This window comes from Plantactinospora sp. CNZ321, from assembly GCF_004217235.1.
This window is the reverse complement of record NZ_SHKQ01000001.1, coordinates 4,135,820-4,159,277: the sequence shown is the minus strand read 5'-3', so window position 1 is coordinate 4,159,277 and position 23,458 is coordinate 4,135,820. Positions and strand designations below refer to the sequence as shown.

17 protein-coding genes are annotated in these 23,458 nt (G+C 70.6%); 5 read left to right on the top strand and 12 right to left on the bottom strand.

The window, feature by feature from the left end:
- Positions 1 to 66: 66 nt before the first annotated feature.
- A complete protein-coding gene (locus tag EV371_RS18240; RefSeq protein WP_130463109.1) occupies positions 67 to 792 on the top strand; it encodes a class I SAM-dependent methyltransferase in 726 nt (241 codons plus the stop codon).
- On the opposite strand, the gene EV371_RS18235 is transcribed toward EV371_RS18240, so the two are convergent.
- The 5 genes from EV371_RS18235 to EV371_RS18215 form a co-directional block, all read right to left on the bottom strand.
- On the bottom strand, positions 741 to 3,182 hold the full coding sequence (locus tag EV371_RS18235; protein WP_130463108.1) for an immune inhibitor A domain-containing protein: 2,442 nt from the start codon (positions 3,180 to 3,182) through the stop codon (positions 741 to 743). The two genes, EV371_RS18240 and EV371_RS18235, sit on opposite strands and share 52 nt — an antisense overlap.
- Positions 3,088 to 4,404 (bottom strand): acyltransferase family protein, encoded by a 1,317-nt coding sequence (locus EV371_RS18230; protein WP_130463107.1) that lies wholly within the window; start codon positions 4,402 to 4,404, stop codon positions 3,088 to 3,090. The genes EV371_RS18235 and EV371_RS18230 overlap by 95 nt, the downstream gene beginning before the upstream one ends.
- Positions 4,401 to 6,296 (bottom strand): HEXXH motif domain-containing protein, encoded by a 1,896-nt coding sequence (locus EV371_RS18225; protein WP_130463106.1) that lies wholly within the window; start codon positions 6,294 to 6,296, stop codon positions 4,401 to 4,403. Before EV371_RS18225 ends, EV371_RS18230 begins: the two co-directional genes overlap by 4 nt.
- Positions 6,293 to 7,555: an FxsB family cyclophane-forming radical SAM/SPASM peptide maturase gene (locus EV371_RS18220; protein ID WP_486484684.1), complete on the bottom strand. Its 1,263-nt coding sequence runs from the start codon at positions 7,553 to 7,555 to the stop codon at positions 6,293 to 6,295. Before EV371_RS18220 ends, EV371_RS18225 begins: the two co-directional genes overlap by 4 nt.
- A gap of 82 nt (positions 7,556 to 7,637) precedes the next feature.
- Positions 7,638 to 7,883, bottom strand: a complete 246-nt coding sequence (locus tag EV371_RS18215; RefSeq protein ID WP_130463105.1) for a hypothetical protein — start codon at positions 7,881 to 7,883, stop codon at positions 7,638 to 7,640.
- A 192-nt stretch (positions 7,884 to 8,075) separates the two neighbouring features.
- Here EV371_RS18215 and EV371_RS18210 point away from each other — a divergent pair, with 192 nt between their 5' ends.
- Complete coding sequence (locus EV371_RS18210; protein ID WP_165436726.1) at positions 8,076 to 10,865, top strand: BTAD domain-containing putative transcriptional regulator; 2,790 nt, start codon at positions 8,076 to 8,078, stop codon at positions 10,863 to 10,865.
- A gap of 301 nt (positions 10,866 to 11,166) precedes the next feature.
- Here the strand turns inward: EV371_RS18210 and EV371_RS18205 are convergent, their stop codons facing one another.
- The 7 genes from EV371_RS18205 to EV371_RS33440 all read right to left on the bottom strand — a co-directional run bounded on the left by EV371_RS18205 (position 11,167) and on the right by EV371_RS33440 (position 17,798).
- Positions 11,167 to 11,994, bottom strand: coding sequence for an inositol monophosphatase family protein (locus EV371_RS18205; RefSeq protein WP_130463103.1), 828 nt, complete (start codon positions 11,992 to 11,994; stop codon positions 11,167 to 11,169).
- A gap of 85 nt (positions 11,995 to 12,079) precedes the next feature.
- The gene (locus EV371_RS18200) at positions 12,080 to 13,549 is read right to left on the bottom strand and encodes a ferredoxin (RefSeq protein ID WP_130463102.1); all 1,470 of its coding nucleotides are present in this window, start codon (positions 13,547 to 13,549) and stop codon (positions 12,080 to 12,082) included.
- Positions 13,546 to 15,336 carry a hypothetical protein gene (locus EV371_RS18195; RefSeq protein ID WP_130463101.1) on the bottom strand — a complete coding sequence of 597 codons (1,791 nt, stop codon included), beginning with the start codon at positions 15,334 to 15,336 and terminating at the stop codon, positions 13,546 to 13,548. The genes EV371_RS18200 and EV371_RS18195 overlap by 4 nt, the downstream gene beginning before the upstream one ends.
- Positions 15,337 to 15,715: 379 nt before the next feature.
- A complete protein-coding gene (locus EV371_RS18190; protein ID WP_130463100.1) occupies positions 15,716 to 16,552 on the bottom strand; it encodes an SDR family NAD(P)-dependent oxidoreductase in 837 nt (278 codons plus the stop codon).
- On the bottom strand, positions 16,549 to 17,220 hold the full coding sequence (locus tag EV371_RS18185) for a TetR/AcrR family transcriptional regulator (RefSeq protein WP_130463099.1): 672 nt from the start codon (positions 17,218 to 17,220) through the stop codon (positions 16,549 to 16,551). Before EV371_RS18185 ends, EV371_RS18190 begins: the two co-directional genes overlap by 4 nt.
- A gap of 163 nt (positions 17,221 to 17,383) precedes the next feature.
- A complete protein-coding gene (locus EV371_RS18180; protein ID WP_130463098.1) occupies positions 17,384 to 17,578 on the bottom strand; it encodes a DUF397 domain-containing protein in 195 nt (64 codons plus the stop codon).
- A gap of 28 nt (positions 17,579 to 17,606) precedes the next feature.
- A complete protein-coding gene (locus tag EV371_RS33440; RefSeq protein WP_486484683.1) occupies positions 17,607 to 17,798 on the bottom strand; it encodes a Scr1 family TA system antitoxin-like transcriptional regulator in 192 nt (63 codons plus the stop codon).
- Positions 17,799 to 17,828: 30 nt separating this feature from the next.
- Between EV371_RS33440 and EV371_RS34380 the strand changes: the two genes are divergently transcribed.
- The 3 genes from EV371_RS34380 to EV371_RS18170 all read left to right on the top strand — a co-directional run bounded on the left by EV371_RS34380 (position 17,829) and on the right by EV371_RS18170 (position 23,439).
- The gene (locus tag EV371_RS34380) at positions 17,829 to 17,954 is read left to right on the top strand and encodes a hypothetical protein (RefSeq protein WP_486484682.1); all 126 of its coding nucleotides are present in this window, start codon (positions 17,829 to 17,831) and stop codon (positions 17,952 to 17,954) included.
- Positions 17,955 to 18,148: 194 nt separating this feature from the next.
- Positions 18,149 to 20,572, top strand: coding sequence for a phosphoketolase family protein (locus EV371_RS18175; protein ID WP_130463097.1), 2,424 nt, complete (start codon positions 18,149 to 18,151; stop codon positions 20,570 to 20,572).
- A 161-nt stretch (positions 20,573 to 20,733) separates the two neighbouring features.
- Entirely contained in the window at positions 20,734 to 23,439 is a 2,706-nt protein-coding gene (locus EV371_RS18170; protein WP_130463096.1) for a bifunctional GNAT family N-acetyltransferase/acetate--CoA ligase family protein, read from the top strand.
- Positions 23,440 to 23,458: the final 19 nt, after the last annotated feature.

Here is a 23,458-nt window from a genome sequence, read left to right as displayed (position 1 = left end):
GCCAGATACCCCGCCCGGTGCGGAAATTGAACCAGCGCATGGTGCGGCCGACCGGGGAGGGAACCGATGCGAGGTGGCCCGGGATACGACGAGATCGCCGACTGGTACGAGGCGGAGTTCCTGCCCCAGCGTGCCGTAGCCGACGACGAGCTGGGGATCGGGCGTACCCTGCGTCTGCTGCTCGGTCCCGGCGACGGCCCCTGCCTGGAGGTCGGCTGCGGCACCGGCGCGTACGCCGACGCGGTCCGCGCCGTGGGCCGGACACCGCTCGGGGTGGATCTCTCGGCCGGCATGCTCCGGTACGCCCACGGCCGGCTGCCGGTCGTCCGGGCCGACGCCACCCGGCTGCCGGTCCGGGACGGTGCGCTCTCGGCGGTCGTCGCGGTGATGGTGCACACCGACATGCCCGGATATCCGGCGGTGCTCCGGGAGACGGCCCGGGTGCTGGCTCCCGGCGGGACCTTCGTACACGTCGGCGTCCACCCGTGTTTCTGCGGCGGGTTCGCCGACCGCACCGACCCCAACGCGGTGCTGATCCGCCCCGGCTACCGGGACAGCGCCTGGACGAGGGAGTCCTGGACCGACCGGGGGATCCGGGACAAGGTCGGCGCGACACACAATCCGCTGCCCGAACTGCTGCACATGTTCCTGGACGCCGGGCTGACCTTCGAGCGCTTCGCCGAGGGCGGCACACCCACCCCGATCGTCTTCGCCGTCCGGGCCCGCCGCGACAGCCAGGCTCAGCACCACTCACTTCGCTGTCGGGCCACTGGTGCGCATGGCTTTGACTGACCGATGCGGACCCGGAGGAGACGGTCGTCCGACGAGACGACGGTGAGCTGAACGCCGTACCGGGGCACGACGACGCCATATCGCACGTGCGCATCGATGTCCTCCGTGTAGTAGCTTTTCCGGTCGTCGAACATCGGCTCGCCGGTCCGGCCTTCGATGGAGTTCGGGCGGCCGCCCTCGTGCAGGGTGAAGGAGTCGGCGCGCCGGTGTGAGAATGGTGCGTCGTACGCCTGCACGCGGGGACGCCACGGCTGACCGTCCGCGCGGTAGATGAGCTGCGGATGTGCGTCGATCGGCAGGATGAGGCCGTGGCCTGGATGCTGACTGGTGTTGTTGTCGCGGTACGACGTGTCCCAGTACCAGACGAGCAGACCCTCCTGGTACGGGAAGTGCTCCACCAGGTTTGGGTGTGCCGGCTGGAAAGCGAAGTGGTAGGGCCCGGATTTGAGGTAACGACCGAATGACGCATGGGACTGGTACGACGCCACGTAGTAGTGACTGCGCTCTTCGACGCCGCGGGAGCCGACGGCGGTGAAACCAGTCGACTTCCAGCCGTTGAGGCCGTTCTCCGCCCCGTCGCGGAACAGGGTCCGGTCGCCGGCGGTCAGCCGGACGTTGTCCACCAGCACGCCTTTGCCCTGAACCGAGCCGTCGGTGCGGTAGCGCAGGCGTACGACGATTGTCTGCCCGGCAAAGGCTGCGAGGTCAAACGTGGCCCGCTGCCACCCGTGGCTTGCCCCGTGAATCCCATGGTCGACATCCGGCTCTGTGACCGATCCGGGAATTGCGACGAATCCGGCGCCTGTCAAGACCTCGACAGCGGCGCGATCGCATCGGTCCGGGCCGCACTTCTCGATGTCCCACCATGCGTCGAAGGTCAACTGGGCCGGCTCCGTTGGAAGCGTTACTGACCTGGCCAAGGTGTTGTCGACCGCGTTTCCCGAGCCGCTCCACCAGGAGTGCCGACCCTCGGGCGGCGCAGCGAGGGTGACCTCATTCCACTTCGTGGGCAATGCCACAATCACCGCCTGCGGTCGCTCGTCGCGTTGACCCTGCTGGCCAAGCGTCATCTCGAGGGGTTGATCCGGGTTTACGAGCGCGTAGTCCAGCCACCCAAGTTGGAGCTTCTCCCAGGGTCCGAAGTCGTTCGCCCGGGTAGCGATGCCAGGGTCGCCGGGGGCGCTCACATGGCTTCTGGCCATCACCGACCACCAGTTGACCGGACCCTCCGCATTGCCGCCCGGGGCGAAGGCGTCGTAGAGGTCCGGCAGGCCGAGATCGTGGCCGTACTCGTGCACGATCTCGCCCAAGCCTGCGTTCTCGGCCACGGTGACGTAGTCGCGCACCCACAGGCCGGTGGAGCCGATAGGGATACCACCGGCTCGGTTCAGCCCAGGACCAACCGGACTTTCCGTGAACGCGGCGCCGAAGTGACTGGTGACAGCGTCCTCACCCTGGCCGGGGTCCTCCTGGTCGCCGCCGGCGTGCACGATCTGGAGGTGGTCGAGGTAGCCGTCCGGTTCGGTGAAGTCGCCGTCGCCGTCGAAGTCGTACCGGTCCCGGGTGTCGAAGGACGCGATGTCGGCGGCGATGTCGGCGGCGGTCCGGCCGCGCTGGTACTGGCCTGACACCCACGCGTCGATCGCGTCGCGCACCAGCTCCCAGACGTTGTCGCAAACCGGGGCCTGGCACGGGTAGCCGTTGCTGCGTCCGTACCGGGCCTCGTTGAAAGGTACCCTGACCCAGTCGGCGACCCAGCCGTCAACGTGATATCTGCCGGACGACTGATCCTCGTACCAGGTTCGGACCGATTCGACACCGGGGCCGGTGCCGAAGTAGAGCCGCCGGTAGTGCTCGACGTCATAGTCGACCTGCCAGTTCGTGCTGTTGTCGAGTGACCGGTCAGGCTCGGGAATCTCGCCGTGGCGCGGCCCGTCGAAGCGGAGCGGGCCGGCGATGTCCCGTTGGGTGTCGACATCGGGGTAGTCGGGGTGTCGCCGGTCGCCGAACTCGACGGGCAGGACGAACACCCTTTCGGCTCCCTCACGGACGAGCTCCACATACTGGTCGAATTGTCCAGGGTGGTCGTCGACCTCCGGTCCGCTGTCCCGCCCGGTCACCGTGCCGGCCCTGACCACCGTGTTGCCTCCCCGCCGTTCCGGGTGAAGCCGACCGTCGAGGACCTTGGGCAGGGCAGCCTCGCGGGTCGCGCGCTGCTTGGCCCGCAACTGGTCGGTGGGTTCTCGGCCGGGGGAGGCCGGCCCTGAGGCGAGGCCCCTCCGTGGGTCGTGGACGTCACTGGGCGACACGGCAAGGATCAGGCTTGCCGTCGCCACGCCGGCAACCAGCGCGATCACGACTTCCCGCCGCGAAATAATCCGCTTTCGCATTCGAACTCCTCCCGGTGGCGTTCCGGTACAGCCGACGCGTCGGCTCTTCCACGAGGTGGTAGCTGACGACCGCCAGCGCGCTGGTGAACGCCATGACGGCGAACAGGTTGAACCAGAACCCGCCGGTCCATGGCCGTTGGTTCGTCACGTCGTACCAGGCAATCAGCACGACGAACTGCCACAGGTACACGCCGTACGAGATCCGGCCGAAGTACGCCGCGACCCGGTTGCCGAACAGCTGGCCAGGGGTGGTCTGCCGCGCCGGCAGCAGCGCCAATGGGGCCAACAGGGCGGCAGTGATCGCCGAGTACACCGACAACTCGGCCAGTGCGGTGCCCACACCACTGAACGGGATCATCCGCGGCCCGGTGAGTGGGGTGGCGGCGACGAGGTACAGCGCGGCAGAACCGCACCAGCACAACCACCACGACCGGGTGACCCGGCGGCTGAACCGGCCGGCCGGGCCGGCAGGCGCCATCCGGGCCCACTCCGCGAGCACCGCTAGGGCCATGCCGACCGCGAAGTAGACCAGGCATCGTGGCATGTACATATAGAGGTAGCCGCGGTACGTCGGGACGAAGACGATTACCGTCCACAGGTACGAGACGCCGCCAAGCACGGCCACTCCCCACAGAAGCCGCCGGGCACGCGCGGCAAGGTCCCCGCCCCGCCCCGCGTACGTGCGGTTCGCAGCCGCGAACAACGGCAGGACAGCGTAGAAGGAGACCTCCACGCACAGACTCCAGATGTGCTGCAGCCCGTCCGGTGTGTCCCCAGTCCACCACAGCGACGGCACGTAGTTCTGCACGAGCAGGCTCAGCGGCAACCAGGTGCTGAGCTCCGTCGCGCGCCCCCGTGACCACAGCGCCAAGGCGACAACCAGGAGGATCCAGTACGCGGGAAGGATCCGAACCGCGCGCCGCAGCAGGAAGTCCGCAACTGGTGGCGCTGGACGCCGGCGCAACGCAGCAGTGGCGAACGGGCGGTACAGCAGCAGACCGGACAATGCGAAGAACACCGGCACACCGATGTCGCCCCGGGCCAGCACGGCACCGATCGGGCCCGGCTGCAACGCCAGGCCCGTCTCCATCGCCACGTGGAACACCACGATCAAGACCGCGGCGAATCCACGCACCCCGTCCAGGGCGCTCGACCGGCCGACGGTGGCGGGCACTTCAGGATGCACACGGCCGGCGTCCGGCCGCGCGGTTGCCGAGGTCATCGCGGCCGGGGCACGACGCCGCCAACGACGCCAGCAAGGGCTCGCCCCGGTTGATCGACGCCGTCCAGCCAGCCGGCGAGATCGATGAGGTCCGGTGCGCTGCCTTCCTGGGCCCGGACAGTGAGGTAGACGGCGCGAATGAGCTCAGGGTGGCGCTGCAGCGTCCGCGCGGCCGCGTCGTCGACGAGTTGGCGACGGGCGAGCACCAAGCCGGCCCAGTGCTCCGTGTCGTCCGGCTCCCGGTCGATCTGCGCCTGGTACCGCTCCGCCGCGCTGGCTGCGTCGCCGCTGAGATAGGCGAAGTCCGCGGCGGTGGCGGCGTCGGGCCCGCCTTCGGCGGCCTCTGCCGCGCGTGCGGCGAAGCGCTTCGGGTCCTGCTCCATGAGCTGCCGAAGCTGAAACCGAGGGTTGGGAATCCGGTCGGCGGGCGCCGGTCGTGGCGCCGGTGGTGTGTATCCGTTGCCGGGAGGGGACTCTCCGCGCTGCCACGCCGCGGTGAGCCGGGCCACCTCGGCCGGGTCCGGGTGCAGGTTACGCAGCCGCCATCGTAGGTGGTGGTCGTCGGCGTCGTCCCGGGCCGCAGCCCGCTGCGCGCTGGACGGAACGACATTGTTCCAGCGCCGCATCTGGGCCCGCAATCCGGTGACGAAGTCCACTCCGCTCGGGGTCAGGCGGCCTACGTCGAGAAGCGCGTCGCAGACCCGTTCGACCTGCTCCCGCCAGCGGGCGAACTCCATCTCGGCGTGCTGTTCGGGGTGGACGCCCCGGTAGCGGCGCCAGTAGTCGGCCACCCCGGCATAGGCGTACGCGCCGTGGAGTATTCCGCCGATCGGACGCGGATCGTCACGGGCCGGTGAGTAGAACAACTCGTCCTCACCAGCCGTCGACAGCGGTACCAGGTCCATGATCGCGCTGAGCTTGGAGTGCTGGAACTCGTGCACCAGCGTCTCCGCGAACAGCCTAGATGTGTACGGCAGGCTGAGGACCATGGCGCCAAAGGCGTCATACAAAGTGGAACTCGTGTCGATTCCGGACGCACTGCGCGGGCTGGGCACGAGGCTGACCAGGCCAACGACCATCGCTTCCGCGCGGTCTCGGCACACCGTTACCAACAGCCGCCATGCATCGTCGAACATGCGTTGCCATTGTTGTACCGACTGATCAGTAAGCCGGTCGGCGACGAGTCGGTCGCCGACGTTGCGATAGGGATCGATGTCGTCGAGATCGAGCGTCAGCCGTAGGCCATCGGCCTCGCTGGTGAGCCGGCGCAAAGGCTGCCAGCCCGGTGCGTCCTGTCCGAGATCTGCAGGCGCGAGGACGCTGTTGCCGTGCGGATCCGATACGGTCAGCGTGTCCCCGTCGAACTCGATGGTCGCGAGGCCGGCCGGCAGGTCGGTCTGCAGGGAGCACCGCCCCAGCGTCGGTAACATGACCTGACCGTCGCGCATGGCGACGCGTGTAGTGAAGGGATGGCCAGCCCGGACTGCTGCTGCGGCGGCGATTGCCCCGGCGTAGCTCAGATGGGTGCGTAGCGGGGACCGACCCGGGTCGGTGTCGGCCCTCCGCTGGCCGCTCCCGTCGGTGAGGCGGTGGAACCGGCGCGCTTCGACCAGGCAGGCGCCGGCCCAGGCACCAATGTGCGGGTGGGTCAAGACCGCTGCCACCGCCTCCGGCGCGCGTTGCTGCGCCCGATCCAGCAGTGTCAACGCACTTGCGAAATCGGACCGGTTGTACTCGTCGTTGCAGCCGTCCTGGACAAGGTGCATGATCGCGCGGATTAGCACGAGGTTCTTACTCAGTCGGCTTGTGCGTAGGAGACCAACAGTTTCGTCGCTGCCGCCGGTGGCGAGCTCGGCAAACTGGTCGGTGGTGAGCGTATGAGTGCCGGTCATCGGGTTCCCCCTCGGGTCAGTCGGGAAAGGTCGGCAACGATCCGCCGCCGGATGTGGGTAATCAGCCGCGCCAGGTCAGGGCAGTAGACTGAGGGATTGCGGAAGCCGGAATCCGCACGGTAGCGATGCGGGTAGTAGCCGCCGCCGCAGATGTCACGTAGGTCGCAACGCATGCAGGTCTCGCTGAGCGCCGCCAGCCCTGCCTGCCTGGCCACTGCACCCGGGTGGTTCATCGCCTCGTCGAATGTGTGGGCGAAGATATTGAGGCCCGTGCACGTGGCGCCGTGAAATGCCGACTTCAGCGAGCAGACCTGGTGCAAAGACCCATCCGTCTCGACCTCGACGGCCGCGGCGGGACTGAGCCCCACACCTTCGAACTCGCTACGCCCACTCAGCACCCCGTCCACGATGGCCTGAAGCAGGCGAACCTGGGTCTCCTGCACCGGTGCCGAATACCACCGGTTGAACACCGCGGCCAACCAGTCGCCGTAGGGTGTCTGCCCACGAGGGGCCGGCAGTCCTGGTGGCGGACTGGTCCAGTTTCCGAGCGGAAGCAGGAAGTCGATCGCGGGCGGGTCGAAGTCCAGCAGCGCTTCGTAGGTCTGCACTGGGTCGTTGGCAAGGTCGACGACACAGAGCAGCATCGCGAACAGGTGCCGGTATTCGTCATTGACTCGGCGCAACGCCTGCGCCACCTGATGAAAGCTGCCCTTGCCGTTGGCGTAGCGGCGGTGCCGATCGTTCGCGTCAGGCCCGCCGTCAAGGCTGATGCCCAGCCTGACGTGATGCGCGTCGAGGGTGCGCAGCATACGATCGTCGAGCAGGACGGCGTTGGTCTGAACCGCCAGATCCAGGCGACAGCTCCCGGGCAGCGCGGCGCGGAACTCCGCCGACGCGAAGTCCACAAAGTCGGCGCCGACCAGCAGCGGCTCCCCACCGTGATAGATGACATGCACCGAGGTATGTCCATGCCGAGCGGCGTACTCACCGATGCGCTGAGCGGCCCGGCGCACCGTTTCGCGCGATATGGTCCCCGGCAGGTTCTGCCAGTTCTGATCGGCCATTTCGTAGATGTAGCAATAGTCACAGGACAGATTGCACCGGCTGTGCAGCTTGATGATAAATTGCTGAAATGGGACCGGTTGCCAGTTCCTGTCGGCAACGACCTGGGCCTTCCATTCCTCGTCGGGCCACTCGGCGGCCGTCGGTCCCGCCCGGTGCGGCGGGGGGACCGACAACCGAATTGGAATCGCTCTCAATATGCACCTCCGAGGTTAGGCGCTGGGCGCGGCCTCGACCGCGCCCAGCACTGGGAGTGTGGTCGGCAATTGCGGGCGCGGCCTACCGGATCGGCGCCTGGGAAAAGCCCCCGTACGTAGCCTCGCCGGTCTCAGCGATGGCCCGGTTGACCGAGTTCATCAGCACGGTGTCGTCCGACGCGGTGATGCTGGACAAACTCACATTGGACAGGTCGGCGAGTGCGGACTGGAGGGTGCCGTTGCTCGCGGACGCCACGCCGGCGCCCCCGAATACACCGATAACCGCACTCGCCGCCAAGCCGGCAGCACGGATGAGCCGTTCACCCATTGAACCTCCTTGTGTCTTGCCGCCGGGCGGCGGCGTGGATGCCTGCAGCCGTGAGGATGGCAATCCCCTGCCCTCCTCGTGATCTGTCTCTCCCCTCTCTGGGCGTTCCGCGCTACCATGCCGGACGGATCTTGGAGGTGGCATGCCAACGGCTTGCCACGCCGTCGTGCCCCACTGACGGTGGAGGTCTCGGTGGAGTTTCGCGTGCTAGGCCAGGTCGAGGCCGAACATGACGGCGTGCCCGTCGCGCTGGGGCGCCGTGGCGAGCGGCGTCTGTTGGGCGTCCTGCTGCTACTGGCCGGGCAGGCGGTGGATGCCGAGCGACTGGCGTCGATGTTGTGGGACGACGACCCGCCAGCCAGCGTCCGGACCAGCCTGCAGGCCCATGTTTCCCGGCTGCGCCAGCGGCTTGACCCAGGCGGCGAGGGCAGGCTGGGTGTGCGGCTGATCAGCCGCCACGGCGGATACGCCGCCGAGGTGGATCCAGCCCGCGTGGACGCGCACCGGTTCAAGTGCGCGGTCGAGTCGGCGCGCGTGATCGACGATCTGACAGCACGGTCATCTGCACTGCGCAACGCCGTCGCGCTCTGGAGGGGACCGTTGCTGGCGGACGTGGCATCTGACCGGCTCCGTGAACGTGTCGGTGCCAACCTTGTCGAGCTCCGGCTACGCGCACTGGAGCTTGCGGTCCAGGCCGACCTTTCTCTGGGGCGGCATCAGGAGGTCGTTGGTGAGCTTGCAGCGTTGGCGGCCGACTATCCAACTCGTGAACGGTTCATAGAGCTACTGATGACGGCCCTGTTCCGCAGCGGGCGTCAGCACGAGGCGTTGGGCGCATACGAGCGACTGCGGGCCTACCTCGCTGACCAACTCGGCGTTGATCCAAATCCAGATCTGCAGCGTCTGCGGGCTGCGTTGCTGCGGCACGACAACGGTCTATGCCTGGCCGCCAGGCAAGCAGATACGCCGAAGCCCGCGCAACTACCGCCCGATATGCGCGGCTTCGCGGGCCGCCGCGCCGCACTCGAACAGCTGGACGCGATGCTTGCCAACAGCGCCGAGATTCCTACCGCCGTTGCTGTGTCTGTGCTGTCCGGTACGGCGGGCGTAGGCAAGACCACGCTTGCGGTGCATTGGGCTCACCGCGTTGCCGCGAGGTTTTCCGGCGGTCAGCTCTATGTGAACCTCCGCGGATTCGATGCGAGCAGGTCGGTGACTAGCCCGACCCAGGCACTCCGAGGATTCCTTGATGCCCTGGGGGTGCCGCCGCAGCGAATTCCGGCATCCCTCGACGGGCAGGTGAGTCTCTACCGGAGCTCGCTGGCCGGCCGAAAGGTACTGGTCGTGCTGGACAACGCACGGGATGCCGATCAAGTACGGCCCCTGTTACCCACCTCGCCCGGCTGCGTGGCGGTGGTTACCAGCCGCAACGAGCTCACCAGCCTGGTCGCTGCGGAAGGGGCGGATCTGCTCGCCGTAGATCTGCTCAGCGAGTCGGAGGCGCGCCATCTGCTGGAGCGCCGCCTTGGCACCCGGCGGATGGCCAGCGAACCAGCCGCGGTCGACGAGATCGTGGCCCGGTGCGCTGGTCTGCCACTTGCTCTCGCCATTGTGGCCGCCCGCGCCGTGGCCCGCCGGGATTTTCCACTGGAAGTACTCGCGAGCGAGCTTCGTGACGCAGACCGTGCGCTCGACGCGCTCGTCGTCGGGTCCGCCACCACCAACGTACGATCCGTGTTCTCATGGTCATATCGGGTGCTCAGTCCCGAGGCTGCCCGGCTGTTCCGCCTGCTCGCACTGCATCCTGGTCCGGACATCTCACTGCACGCCGCAGCCAGCCTGGCCGGAGCCACTGGGCAGCGAGCACGTCGGCTGTTGACGGAGTTGACCCAGGCGCACCTGATCATCGAGCGGACCGTTGGCCGGTACATGCTGCATGACCTGTTACGCATGTACGCAGTCGAACTCACCCAGGCCAACGATTGCGCCGCCGAACGCCGCGCCGCGGTGGCCCGTCAACTCGACCACTATCTACACACGGCCTGGACGGCAACACAGCTAGTGGACACGACCCGAGCGCCGATCACGCTGCCGCCACCGCGCGCCGGGGTGAGTTGCGAAGACATCTCGACTGCTGAGGCGGCACTCGACTGGTTCGTTCGCGAGCGCCCCGTACTACTCGCCGCCATACACCAGGCCGCCGATGACTTCGAGGCACATGTATGGCAGCTCGCCTGGGCAGTCGGCACCTTCCTGAACCGGCAAGGCCATCGCGACGACCTCCTAGCGGTTCAGCAATGCGCGTTGGACGCCGCGCTTCGGCTTGCCGACCCGATCGGACTGGCGCACAGCCACCACGGTCTCGGCCTGGCGCACCATGCACTGGGCAACCTTGACAATGCCCAGATGCACCTCGATCACGCATGTGGCGCCTACGCCCGCGCCGGTGACCTCGGTAGCCAGGCGTGTTCCCGCCTCAATCTCGGTGCCGTACTTGACCAGCAGGGCCAGCACAGGGCGGCTCTTCGGCACGCCGAACAGGCGTTGACACTGTTCCGGATGGCCGGCCGGCCGAGTGGCGAAGCCAGAGCGCTCAGCGGGATCGCTTGGACCCACGTCCAACTCGGCGAGTATCGGCAGGCGCTGAAGGATTGCCACCTTGCGCTCGGCTTGTATGCGTTGCAGCCAGACCCGCACGGCGAGGCAGCCACCTGGGACACCCTTGGTTCCATCCACCGACGGATCGGTGCGTACGACCAAGCCGTGACGTGTTACCGACGTGCCGTGCAGCTCTACCGGGTTGCTGGGGAGCGCTACCGCGAGGCAACCCGGCTCACCGAATTGGGAGATACCTGTCAGGTGACCGGCGACTTGAACGCGGCGGCCACGGCATGGCAGCAGTCTCTCGACATCCTGGTCAAGCTCGGCCATCCTGAGGCGGATCAGGTCCGAACGAGGTTGCTTGCGACCGTCATACCCTGAACCTTTTTCAACCTCCCCTTGGGGTCGACGGACCGCAAGGTCGGACGCGGTGCATGAGCGCCGCGCGGTCCAGGTTGAAAAAGGTTCCCTGATTACCAATCCGCCATTGGGCCCGGCGACGGCGACGCTGATTCCGTCGCCCTGGCTGTTGCCGGTCACCGCCCCCCAGCCCGGATCGACGACACCGGTCCGGTCGAGTCGTACCCGGACGACGGTGCGGACACTGCCGACGGGGTAGGAAGACATAGACTCCCGAACCACCCTATGCGCCGTCCGGGCTGAGCTGATCAAGCCGAGCCGATCAGGTCAGGCCGGTCGCCGACTCCGGGTGGCCGGCGACGCCGAGCTGGCGCAGCGCGGCGTCGTGCAGCGCCGGGGTGCGGGCGAACAGCGACGGTCCGGCGGCGGGCCCGGGCCGTCCGTCGAGTCCGCTGTACCGGCCGCCGGCCTCGGTCACGATCAGCGAGGTGGCGGCGAAGTCCCAGAGCTGCCCCCGGGTCTGCACCGCGAGGTCCATCTCGCCCCGGGCCACCAGCAGTGCGGCATGGGTACGCCACGAGGTCGGCGTGGTGACCGCCAGCAGCGCGGCGATCGTCCGGAGTTCGGCCGGGCGCACCTGGTCGTCCGGCGGAACCACCCCGAGCCGGCTGCCGGGCAGCGGGGCGTCCGTACCGGATCCGGTGGTGCGGAGCGCCCGTTCCCCGCTCACCCCGGCCCCGGTGATCTCCGCCTGGTAGGCGCCGCCGCCCCGCCGGGCCCACCAGATCGTCCGCTGTGCCGGCAGGGCGGCGACCCCGACGACGATCTGACCGGCCTCCTCCAGTGCGACGAGTACCTGCCAGCGGTCGTCACCGGCGACGAACTGGGCCGTACCGTCGATCGGGTCGATGATCCAGCGCCGAGCGGCCCGGCCGGTCTGCCCGACCTCCTCACCCAGGATCGCGTCGTCAGGCCGCGCACCGGCCAGTACCTCCCGGATGGTGGCCTCGACGGTCCGGTCGGCCTCGGTCACCACGCTCCCGTCCGGCTTCTGCTCCCGGGCGAGCCGGCCGAGGTCGGCGAAGTACCGGGAGGCGACGGCGGCGCCGGTCAGCGCGGCCCGGCGGGCAAGGAGAAGATCGTCTTCCACGGGCCCATCCTCGTCGAGGCCGCCGTCCGGGACGCGACCGGGTGTCGAGGTCGTCCGGAAGGGACGGCTCCGGGCCGGTGAAGGGTCAGCCGTTGACCGGGGTCATCCGCAGGGCCAGCGCCGGGCACATCCGCACCGCCTTGCGGGCGCCCTCTTCCAGCCAGGTCGGCACCGGGGTGGACGGGAACGACGGGAAGCCGTTGGAGTCCAGCCGGATGAACTCCGGCACCACGGCGGCGCAGAGCCCGTGCCCGTCGCAGCGGGACCAGTCGACCACCAGCTTGGAGGTCGGAGCGTCGGCGGCGTTGGGCAGTCCGAGGATCCCCTTGACCTTCTTGCCGCAGGTACCCCGGGCGGCGTGTGCCTCCAGGTCCTCGGTGAAGATCTCCAGAGCCGAGGTGGCGAACCGCGCCGTGCCGTCGGGGTGGCTGCACGCGCCGCGACCCTTCACCGCACCGGCCGCCGCCCGGACCACCTCGGCGGCGGCGCTGCCGCCGACGATCAGGTCCAGCGACCGGGCCAGGTCCGGCAGGCCGAGCCGGCACGGGCCGCACTGCCCGGCAGACTCACCGGCCAGGTAGGTGACGACCTGGGCGGCCTCGCCGAGCGGGCACACCTCGGCGCTCAACGGCATGATGATGCCGGCGCCGAGCGCGCCGCCGACCTTGGCGAAGCCCGCCCGGGACACCTCGGCGCTGGCCGCACCCTCCGCGCTGATCCACTTGCCGTGGTAGCCGCCGGTGAGCACGCCGGGACCCTCCGGCGTCTCGCAGAGTTCCAACACGTCCCGTAGCGGAATGCCGGTCGGGCACTCCACCACCGCCGGCCGCCCCGCCGCCCCGGTCACGGTCAGCAGCACCGTGCCGGGCTCGTCGGCGGTGCCGACCGTGCCGTACTCGTACGGGCCGAGCCGGGCGGCCAGGGCGAGCTGGGCGTACGTCTCGGCGTTGGAGACCAGGGTCGGTAGGCCGCCGACCCCGGTGTCGCTGGCCCGGATCTTGATTCCCGGCGGGATGTGCGCCTCGCCGTTGATCCCGCGCACCAGGGCGCCGCCCTCGCCGGAGATGAACCGGTGCGGCACGGTGACGATGCCGGTGCGTACCGGCATCCGGCGCTCGGCCAGCGCGGCGCTCAGCGACGCCTCGCCGATCCCGTCGTCGGCGACACCGATGACGATCTCCTCCGCGTCCAGTGCGTAGGCGGCGATCGCGGCCCCGTCCAGGATCAGGTGCGGGGCGCGGGTGAGCAGCGCCTTGTCCTTCCAGGCCCCGGGTTCACCCTCGGTCGCGTTCACCACCACGACGGTCGGCAGGTCCTGGCGGTCCGCCGACTCCAGCACGGCGCGGAACTTGCGGGCGAACGGGAAGCCGGCGCCACCCTTGCCCTTCAGCTCGATTCCCTCGACCAGTCGGAGCAGGCCCTTGGGGGAGAGCGGGTTGACGGCACCGTGTACCATCTCGTGCGCGGTCAGGTCGAGGCGGCCGAACTCGTCGAACCCGGCGGTGAGCCGGGGCTCGCCGAAGCAGGCGACCGGGGGTACGGCGGTCAGACTCACCGCGCTTCACCTTTCAGACTGGTCCAGTACGCGCCCTCCTCGGCCGCCTCGTCCGGCTCGTCGTCCCGGCGCCGGGAGGACCGGCCGGACGGCTCGTCGGACCTGCGGGACCGGCGGGCGGCAAGGTCGATCAGGGCGGGCTTGTCGTCGTCATCATCCTCGTCGTCCGCGCGGGCGACGAGGTTGGGCTCGTACCGGGCGGCCCGGCCCCACTCGGCGGTGCTCTCCTCGGCGTCGTCACCGCCCCGAACCCGGCTGTGTCGTCCGGAGCGGTCGATCGGCTCCTCGTCGGCGGCCCGCCGTCGCCGGCCGGCCCGGGTGGCGCCGGTCGATGTCGGCTCGTCGTCGGGTTCCCGCCACGACCGCCGTCCCGACCCGTCGGTCTCCGACCGCGACCACCGGCCCCCGTCGCCGTCGACGCCGGCCGACCTGTCGTCCCCGGCCCGCGACCGGCGGTACGTCGCGTCGTCCTCGCCGCCCCGCCGTCGCTCCCACGGCTCTCCCGGCTCGTCGGCAGCCCAGCGCCGGGGACTGTCCCACGGCAGCTCGGCGTCGTCGAGATCACGCTCCCTGTCGGCCGACATGCTGCCGGGCGGCGGCACCTCGGGTACGGCGAAGCGGTCGGAACGGCCCCGGGGTGCGTGGGTGCTGTCCAGCTCGCCGGCCCGGGCCCAGGCGTCGATCGCCGCTTCCGAGCCGCCGCGCAGGTCGGAGAGGCTGTCCCGGCGCCGCCGGCCGCCGCCCTGGGTGTCGTCCAGCCGGCCGCGGTAGCTGTCCGGATCGTCGCGCCCGGATCGGCTCCCGGAGGCACCGCGCCGCCCGCTCGCGGTCTCCGGGTCCTCCCACCGGCCGCTGCGGCCGCCGCCGCTGCGGCCGCCGAACGTGTCGTCCTCCCACCGGCTGCGCCGGCTCCGGCCGGTGTCGTGGCCCGGCGAGTTGGCCCGGCTGGCCCGGATCTCGTCGGCGGTCCGACGCTTGGCCGGTGCCATCGAGCTGGTTCGGCCGACCGGACCCGGCTTGGCCGGCTTCCCCGGCCGGCCCGGCTTGCCCGGCCGGCCCACCGGGGACAGCGCGCCGGTGGTCTGGCCCTGCTCGGCACGTTTACGACCGAGCGTGACCGAGAGCCGGACGCCGAGCAGTGCCAGCACGATAGCCACGCAGAGTAGGTAACTGAGGGTGACCCAGGTGGCCGCGGGTCGACCGGCCTGCAGCCCGTGCACCAGCGCGATCGGCCAGGCGGCGTACGAGATGCTGTGCAGGGTCCGCCACAGCCACGGCTTGCCGACCCCGGCGAACCGGGCCCGGACCAGCCCGGTCCAGAGCACCGCCACCATCATCGCCCCGGCGATGGTGCCCAGCCCGACGTAGAAGTTGGCGCCGTTGACGAACGGCAGCAGCGCCTTGTCGGGGCTGACGTGCCCGGCGGTGATCTTCGTCAGGACGTGCAACACCAGGGCGAAGACCGAGATGATGCCGAGTGACCGGTGCGCCGACTGGAGCAGTACCCGGTGCCGGATCAACAGCACGATCCGGTCGGTCGCCACCAACCCGACCATCACGGTCAGACTCAGCGCCACCAGGGTCGCCGGGCCGGCGAAGAACGTCATGTAGACGAACATGTAGGCGTTGATCAGCCCACCCATCGGGCTCAGCATCGCCGCCGCCCAGAGCGCCGCCAGTGTCGAGACGACGAGGATGACGACGGCGCCCTGCGGCTTGGGTGTGCTTCCCCGGCTGGTGAAGCTCATGGGGACGCTGGCACGCTGAATCTGTCTGGTCCGGGCCATCTGCTCCTCGATCTTCCGCCTCGGCGCCCACCACCACGCCCCGCCTGCCCGCCCGCCGCGCGCGAGCACGGCCGCCTATTGTGCCCCGTCCCGATCACGCCACTTTGGGCGGAGCCGTACCGCCGCGCGTCGCTGGACGGCGGTCCGACCCACATCAGGTACGGGGAAACGGGCCGGGGGGATGAGTCCCGTGCCGATTATGTTTCACGATCGGTGAGTTGGCTCCCCCCTGGGGGTGGGCAATCTGGGGTCAACCGGTGAAGAGCTTCGCCACCATGATGACGGTCTGTACGACGCCGTACCCGGGGAGTGCGGCGGCCAGCGATCCATGAGATCCAGGCCGGCCGGACCGGCGTTTCCGTTGCGCGGTGTCGAATCGTCAGCGGGCTCGCGGAGCCGCCTGTTCGCGCAGCCCGTAACCGCGACGGAGCAGGTGGTCGAATAGACGCTGCGGTAGCAGCACCCTGAGTAACGGCAGCCAGCGCGCCGCTGGTCCGACCGGGTAGCGCAGCCGAGGGCTACGGGCAGCGGCCACCTCCATGATCCGCTCTGCGACCTTGTGCGGGTCGCCCCCGCGGCGCAGGCTCTCCTGGAGGGTCCGCACCGCCGCTCGGCGTACCGGGTCGTAGTCGGTGATCCGTCCCGCGCTGGTCGACGCCGAGGCCACGATGTCGGTCGCGAAGGCGCCGGGCTCGACCAGCGACACCGTGATCCCCAGCGGCCATACCTCGTGCCGCAGCGCCTCGGTGTAGCCGGCGAGGGATTGTTTGGACGCCGCGTAGAACGCCTCACCGGGCTCACCCACCCACGCGGCCGCCGAGCCCACGTTGACGATGCGGCCGTGCCGGCGGACTCGCATCTGCGGCAGCACCGCGTTGGTCATCCGCACCACTCCGAACAGATTGGTCTCGAACAACGCGCGAGCCTCGTCCAGGCTGGTTTCCTCCGCCATCCCGGTGTGCATGATCCCCGCGTTGTTGACCAGCACGTCGATACGTCCCGCCCGGGCCATCACCTGGGCGGCGCAGTCGTCGACGGACTCGTCGGATCGCACGTCCAGCGGCAGCATCTCGATACCGTCCCGGCTCGGGCGGGCGCGGCGGCTGGTGCCGAACACCCGCCAGCCCGCGCGGGCGAACACGTCCGCCGTCGCCGCGCCGATGCCGGAAGACGCCCCGGTGACCAGCACGATCCGGGCCTCGGCCCGACCGCTCATCGCTCCTCCGACCCAGTCGTGACGCGGCCATCCCCCTGTTGGCTGCGCTCGCCTGCCAGGAGTACGTCGAGTGCCTCGACGGCACCGGCAAGCTCGACGTGGGGGTCCAGCATGGCGTGTAGCAGTAGCCCATCACCGGCGGCGGCCAGCAGCGTCGCCAACCCGAGCGGATCGACCTGCCGGACGACGCCGGTCCGCTGCTCGGCACGAACCAGGTCGGCAACGGCCTGCCGGTAGTCGCCCAGCAAACCGATCAGGCGATTCCGCACGGCGGCGTCGCGTCCGGCCTCACGCATCGCCTCCATCAGGACCGCACTGCCTACCCGGTCGGCCAGATCCTCACCGGCCGGCCGATCGGCCTTCGACCGGGCGTCGGAGGTGGCCGGTGCGGCGTCGCTCGCCCAGGACCGCATCAGCGACACCAACCCGGTGAGATCTCCGGCGGCCCGTACCGACTCCAGCGGGAACGCCCGGTCGACCAGGTCCAGCACCGCCTCCGTGAGCAGTACCTGCTTGCCGGCGAAGTGGTAGCTCACCGCCCCGTGCGGCAGACCGGCCCGCTCGGCGACCGCCCGGGTGGTCACCCGCCCCCACCCGCGCTCGGCAACCAGTTCGGCCGCCGCGTCCAGCAGCCGTCGCCGTGCTGGTTGTCCATTCGGCCTGTCCATCTGGACAAGATACCATCGCGGTCTCCCCGGTGATTGGCGAGCGCTTGGCTCGACCAGACGGAGCCGAGCGGTCCTGGGTCAACGGGAAGGCGACATGGCGGCGGTGATCCGGGTCGTCCATGCCCGGCGATGCTAGGCGGTGGGCCGGCTGGCGGCGACGCGGTTACCGGCCGGGCCGACCCGTGGCGGAGACGAACGCCCGCCACGCCGCCGCCGCGAGGACCAGGGTCCGGCCATCCTGGTCCTTGCTGTCCCGGACCGCCACAACCCCGGCAAGGTTGTCGGCAACCTCCACACAGTTGCCGTCGGGAGTACTGCGGCTGCTCTTGCGCCAGTGCGCGCCGGAAAGATCAGTCATGACTCGTACTCCTTCGCAACGGAGTCGATCAGGTCCCGTGATTGTCCTCGTCCAGCGCCAGCTCTTCCACGCTGGCCCAGATCGCCTCGTAAGCAGCTACTTCGTTGGTCTTGTCCAGGTAGACGGCACCGGTAGCGGCCTCGGTGTACACAGTGGATGGCTTCGGGTGAACCCCATGCTCCGCGAAGTCGAACATGAGGAACGCCCCGGCTCCGCCCAACCCCCGGTCACCGGTGACCTTCGGTTGCGGGTGACCCGCGTACCGCCGAAGATCGACGACGGCCGGGACTGGCTGCTGCTGCGCGGCTACGTCGTCGACGCGGACGGCGTGGAGGCCGTCCGGGAGAGCTGGCACTACGTCCGACCCCAGGCCTGACGATTCCTGCCGGGACCCGACGCTGCGGTCGGGTCGAAGGTCCCGTGCCGGGTGGACCTCGGACCGCTGCGCGGTGGGCGGGACGGCCATACCGTGAGGAAGGCGGCCGGGACACCACAGCGGGTCTCCATCCGCAGCCGGGCCGGGCCGCCGGCGACGTACGTCTGGGGGAAGGGTTGAGCGTGGTAACCGAGATGAAGGACCGGATCGGGACGGCGGACGACGCCGCGATCCTGCACGCCCTCGCGGCGCCGGACGAGACCGAACTCGCCCGGCTGGACGCGTGGTGGCGGGCGAACAACTACCTGACGGTCGGACAGATCTACCTGCGCGGCAACCCGCTGCTGCGTGAGCCGCTGACCCCGGAACACATCAAGCCGCGACTGCTCGGGCACTGGGGGACCAGTCCCGGCCTGTCCCTGATCTATGCCCACGTCTCCCGGCTGATCCGGCTCACCGGGCAGCAGGCGATCTACCTCGCCGGGCCGGGGCACGGCGGGCCGGCGCTGGTGGCCGCCGGTTACCTGGAGGGCACCTACAGCGAGGTCTATCCCGGAGTCGGCCAGGACGAGGCCGGTCTGCTCCGGCTCTTCCGGCAGTTCTCCAGCCCCGGCGGGATCCCGAGCCACGTCTCGGTGACGACACCCGGCTCGATCCACGAGGGTGGCGAACTCGGGTACGTCCTCGTGCACGCCTTCGGCGCGGTCATGGACAACCCCGACCTGCTCGCCGTCGCCGTGGTCGGGGACGGCGAGGCGGAGACCGGACCGCTGGAGGGCTCCTGGAAGGGCGTGTCGTTCGTCAACCCGGCCCGGGACGGTGCCGTCCTGCCGGTCCTGCACCTGAACGGGGCGAAGATCGCCGGCCCGACCGTGCTGGCCCGAAAGGACCCGGCCGAGGTCCGGGTGCTGTTCGAGGGGCACGGCTACCAGGTGATCGAGGTCGACGCCGAGGACCTGCCCGGTTCGCACCACCGCTTCGCCGCCGCCCTCGCCGACGCCTGGGGCCGGATCCGGGAGATCCAACGGGCGGCCCGCGACGGCGGCGGCTGGGACGGCAGCCGGCCGCGCTGGCCGTTGATCATCCTGCGCTCGCCGAAGGGCTGGACCGGTCCCGAGGAGGTCGACGGGGTCAGGGTCACCGGCAGTTGGCGGTCCCACCAGGTGCCGCTTTCCGGGGTACGGGACAACCCCGAACACCTGGCGATCCTGGAGCGCTGGCTGCGGTCGTACCGGCCGGAGGAGCTCTTCGACGACGCCGGCGCCACCGTCGCCGCCGTGCGGGACCTTCCGCCCCGGGGTGACCTGCGGATGAGCGCCTCACCGCACGCCAACGGCGGGCTGCTCACCCGCGACCTGGACCTGCCGGACTTCCGCGACTACGCGGTCGACGTCCCGGCACCGGCGAAGCTGCGCGTCGAGTCGACCCGCCGGCTCGGTGAGCTGCTCCGGGACGTCTACCGCCGCAACACCGACACGTTCCGGCTGTTCTGTCCGGACGAGACGAACAGCAACCGGCTCGGCGCCGTCTTCGAGGCGTCCGACCGGGCCTTCATGGAGCGGGTCACCGACGACGACGTGGCGATCGGCCGCGACGGCCGGGTGATGGAGGTGCTCTCCGAGCACAACTGCCACGGCTGGCTGGAGGGGTACACGCTGACCGGTCGGCACGGGATGTTCGCCACCTACGAGGCGTTCGCGATGGTCAGCGCGTCGCAGACCGTCCAGCACGGAAAGTGGCTCCAGGAGGCTGGGCACCTGCCGTGGCGGGCGAAGGTACCGAGCCTGAACATCCTGCTCACCTCGACCGCATGGCGCAACGACCACAACGGCTTCTCGCACCAGGGGCCGGGCCTGATCCAGGTGGTCCTCACCCAACGCGGGGACATCGCCCGGGTCTACCTGCCGCCGGACGCGAACTGCCTGCTCTCGGTCGCCGACCACTGCCTGCGGTCCCGCTCGTACATCAACCTGATCGTCATCGACAAGCAGCCGCAGTTGCAGTGGCTGTCCATGCCGGACGCGGTCGCGCACTGCGCCCAGGGGGCGGGGATCTGGGAGTGGGCCGGCACCGACGACGGCAGCGACGACCCGGACATCGTGCTCGCGTGTGCCGGCGACGTGGTCACCATGGAGACCGTCGCCGCCGCCCAGATCCTGCGGGAACGCCTGCCCGGGCTGCGGGTCCGGGTGGTCAACGTCGTCGACCTGATGACGCTGGTCCGGCCCCGGGACCACCCGCACGGGATGAGCCCGACCCTCTTCACCGAGCTGTTCACCGACACCGTGGACGTGGTCTTCGCCTTCCACGGCTATCCGGGTGCCATCCACCAGCTGGTGCACGGGCGGCCGGACGTCGACCGGTTCCGGGTGCGTGGCTTCGTGGAGCAGGGCACGACCACCACGCCGTTCGACATGACGGTACGGAACCGGACCTCCCGCTACCACCTCGTGCTGGACGCGATCAACAACGCCCGGCGGCTGCCTCGGGGCGCGGCGGAGCTGAGCGACTGGTGCGAGCGGCAGCTGCTCCGGCACGAGGCGTACGTGGTCGAGCACCTGGAGGACATGCCGGAGGTACGGGACTGGTCCCTCGGCGACTGGGCGGCCCGGGGCTGACCTGCCGGACAAGGCTGACCTGCCGGACAAGGCTGACCTGCCGGACAAGGCCGAGCGGCCCGCCGGGACGGGCGCTCCGGCCCTGTCCCGTCGGGGTCGCGCCGGGGTGTGCTGGTAGGCGGACGACCAGCGGCTCGCTGGGCGAGAACGGACCACTCGAAATGGGGTACCAAACCGTGTTCGTGCAGGCCATACCCGGCGTCGACGCGCTCGCCATCGACGGTGGGATCGTGCGGATCCGTGCCGTCATGCCGCAGGACCGGGACCGGCTGACCGAGCTGTACCGGCGCAGCTCGCCGGAGAGCCTGCGGATGAGGTTCTTCGCCCTGCCGGGTGAGCGGGCCATCGCCGCAGAGGTCGACCGGCTCTGCCGGCCCCCGGCACCCGCCGAGCACGGCGCCGTACTCGCCGAGACCGCCGGCCAGCTCGCCGGGGTCGCCTCCTACGAGGCCGGTGGCGGCGGATCCGGCGCCGAGTTCGCGGTCTTCGTCGCGGACGGGCAGCGTGACCGGGGAATCGGCACGCTGCTGCTGGAGCACCTGCGGACGGTGGCCGGCGCGGCGGGCGTGACCGAACTGCGCGGCGACGTCCTGCCGACGAACGCCGCGATGCTCCAGGTCGCGGCGGACCTGACCGGACGCGCCGGTTCCCGGACCGACGACGCGGTGCTGGCCGTCGACCTGCCGACCGAGGTCAGCGAGGAGGAACTCGGCGCGGCCGACGCCCGTGACCGGGTGGCGGCGCGCGCCTCGCTGCGACCGCTGCTCGAACCCCGCTCGGTGGCGGTGGTCGGCGCCGGCCGTACCCCGGGCGGAATCGGACACGAGACGCTGCGCAGCCTGATCCGGTACGGCTTCACCGGCCCGGTCCACCCGGTCCACCCACAGGCCACGGAGATCTGCGGGCTGCCGGCGTACCCGAGCCTGTCGGCGCTGCCCGAACCGGTGGACCTGGCGGTCGTCGCGGTACCCGCATCGGCGGTGGTCGACACGATCCGGGACGCGGCCGCCGCCGGGGTGCGGGCCGCGGTGGTCCTGACCTCCGGGCTCGGCGAGAGCGGTGCCGCCGGCCGGCAGGTCCAGCGGGAACTGGTGGAGGTCGCCCGGAGCCACGGGATCCGGCTGGTCGGCCCGAACTGCATCGGGCTGCTGAACAGCAACCCGCAGGTCCGGCTCGCCGCCACCTTCGCACCCGTACTGCCGCCGGCCGGAGGGCTGGCGGTCGCCTCGCAGTCCGGTGCGGTCGGCATAGCGCTGCTGGAGCACGCCGAGCGGGCCGGCTGCGGCCTCTCCAGCTTCGTCTCGCTCGGCAACAAGGCCGACGTGAGCGGCAACGACCTGATCGCGTACTGGCACGACGACCCGGCGACCAGGGCGGTCGCCCTCTACCTGGAGTCGTTCGGCAACCCCCGCCGGTTCGCCCGACTGGTCCGTGGGCTCGCCCGGCGCAAGCCGGTGCTGGCGGTCAAGAGCGGCCGGTCCCGTGCCGGAGTACGGGCCGGTGCCTCACACACGGCCGCCGCGGCGGCCCCGGACAGCACCGTCGACGCGCTCTTCGCCCAGGCCGGGGTGATCCGACTGGAGACCCTCGGCGACCTGATGGACACCGCCCGGCTGCTCACCGACCAGCCGCTGCCGGCGGGTGACCGGCTCGCCGTCATCGGCAATGCCGGTGGGGTCAACGTGCTGGCCGCCGATGCCGCCGACGGGGCGAAGCTCCGGGTCGGATCGCTCAGCCCGGCGCTGCGGGAGCGGCTGCGGACGGTACTAACCCCGCTGGCCGGCGACGACAACCCGCTCGACCTCGGGGCCGGCGCGAGTCCGGCCGCGCTGGCCGACGCGGTCCGGGTGGTCGCGGCCAGCGGCGAGGTCGACTCGGTGCTGCTGGTGATCGCGGCGACCCGGGCCAACGACGTGCCGGCGATGCTGGACGCGGTCGCGCCGGTCCTCGACGACGCGCCCGGACTCACCGCCGCCGTCGTCGTACTCGGCCTGGCCGATCCGCCGGCCACCGTGGGTAGCCGCCGGACCCCCGTCTTCGACCTGCCGGAACGCGCCGTCCGGGCGATCGGCGGCGCCGCCTGGTACGCCGACTGGCTCCGGCAACCGGCCGGCGCCGTCCCGCCGAGGGTCGCCGGCGCCGGTCGGGGCCGGGAGTTGGTGCGCGCGGCACTCGCCACCGGTCCCGGCTGGCAGCCGTACGACCGGATCGCCGAGGTCCTCGGCAGCTACGGCATCCCGGTGGTACCGGCGCGCCTGGTGGCGACCGTCGCGGAGGCGGTCACCGCCGCCGAGGGTTTCGGCTACCCGGTCGCGTTGAAGGCCGCCGATCCGGACCTGGTGCACAAGAGCGACGTCGGCGGGGTGGCGCTGCGGCTGGGCGGCCCGGACCAGGTGCGGGCGGCGTACCCGGCGGTGGCCGCGGCCACCGGAACGGCCGGGCCGGTACTGGTGCAGCCGATGGCACACGGCCAACTGGAGCTGGTCGCCGGGGTGGTGCACGACCCGCAGTTCGGCTCGTTGGTGATGGTCGGGCTCGGCGGGGTGCACACCGACCTGCTGGGCGACCGGTCGCTGCGGCCGACGCCGGTGACCGACCTGGACGCGGGCCGGATGTGGCGGTCCCTGCGCGCCGCACCCCTGCTCACCGGTTACCGGGGCGCCCCACCGGTCGACACCGCCGCGCTGGAGGAGCTGCTCTGCCGGCTCGGGCAGCTCGCCGAGGACCTGCCGGAGGTGGCCGAACTCGATCTCAACCCGGTGCTGGTCGGCCCGACCGGGGTGACGGTGGTCGACGCCAAACTGCGGCTCGCCCCGGTCGGTGCGGAGCCCAACCGCGTCCTGCGGTACCTCCGGTCCGCCGGCTGACCCGGCGGACCCGGCGGAC

What these genes read in the sequence shown, in the direction of transcription:
- EV371_RS18240 (WP_130463109.1), top strand. Translation starts at nt 67, where the DNA reads ATGCGAGGTGGCCCGGGATACGACGAGATCGCCGACTGGTACGAGGCG.
- EV371_RS18235 (WP_130463108.1), bottom strand. Translation starts at nt 3,182, where the DNA reads ATGCGAAAGCGGATTATTTCGCGGCGGGAAGTCGTGATCGCGCTGGTT.
- EV371_RS18230 (WP_130463107.1), bottom strand. Translation starts at nt 4,404, where the DNA reads ATGACCTCGGCAACCGCGCGGCCGGACGCCGGCCGTGTGCATCCTGAA.
- EV371_RS18225 (WP_130463106.1), bottom strand. Translation starts at nt 6,296, where the DNA reads ATGACCGGCACTCATACGCTCACCACCGACCAGTTTGCCGAGCTCGCC.
- EV371_RS18215 (WP_130463105.1), bottom strand. Translation starts at nt 7,883, where the DNA reads ATGGGTGAACGGCTCATCCGTGCTGCCGGCTTGGCGGCGAGTGCGGTT.
- EV371_RS18195 (WP_130463101.1), bottom strand. Translation starts at nt 15,336, where the DNA reads ATGGCCCGGACCAGACAGATTCAGCGTGCCAGCGTCCCCATGAGCTTC.
- EV371_RS18190 (WP_130463100.1), bottom strand. Translation starts at nt 16,552, where the DNA reads ATGAGCGGTCGGGCCGAGGCCCGGATCGTGCTGGTCACCGGGGCGTCT.
- EV371_RS18185 (WP_130463099.1), bottom strand. Translation starts at nt 17,220, where the DNA reads ATGGACAGGCCGAATGGACAACCAGCACGGCGACGGCTGCTGGACGCG.
- EV371_RS18180 (WP_130463098.1), bottom strand. Translation starts at nt 17,578, where the DNA reads ATGACTGATCTTTCCGGCGCGCACTGGCGCAAGAGCAGCCGCAGTACT.
- EV371_RS18175 (WP_130463097.1), top strand. Translation starts at nt 18,149, where the DNA reads ATGAAGGACCGGATCGGGACGGCGGACGACGCCGCGATCCTGCACGCC.
- EV371_RS18170 (WP_130463096.1), top strand. Translation starts at nt 20,734, where the DNA reads ATGGGGTACCAAACCGTGTTCGTGCAGGCCATACCCGGCGTCGACGCG.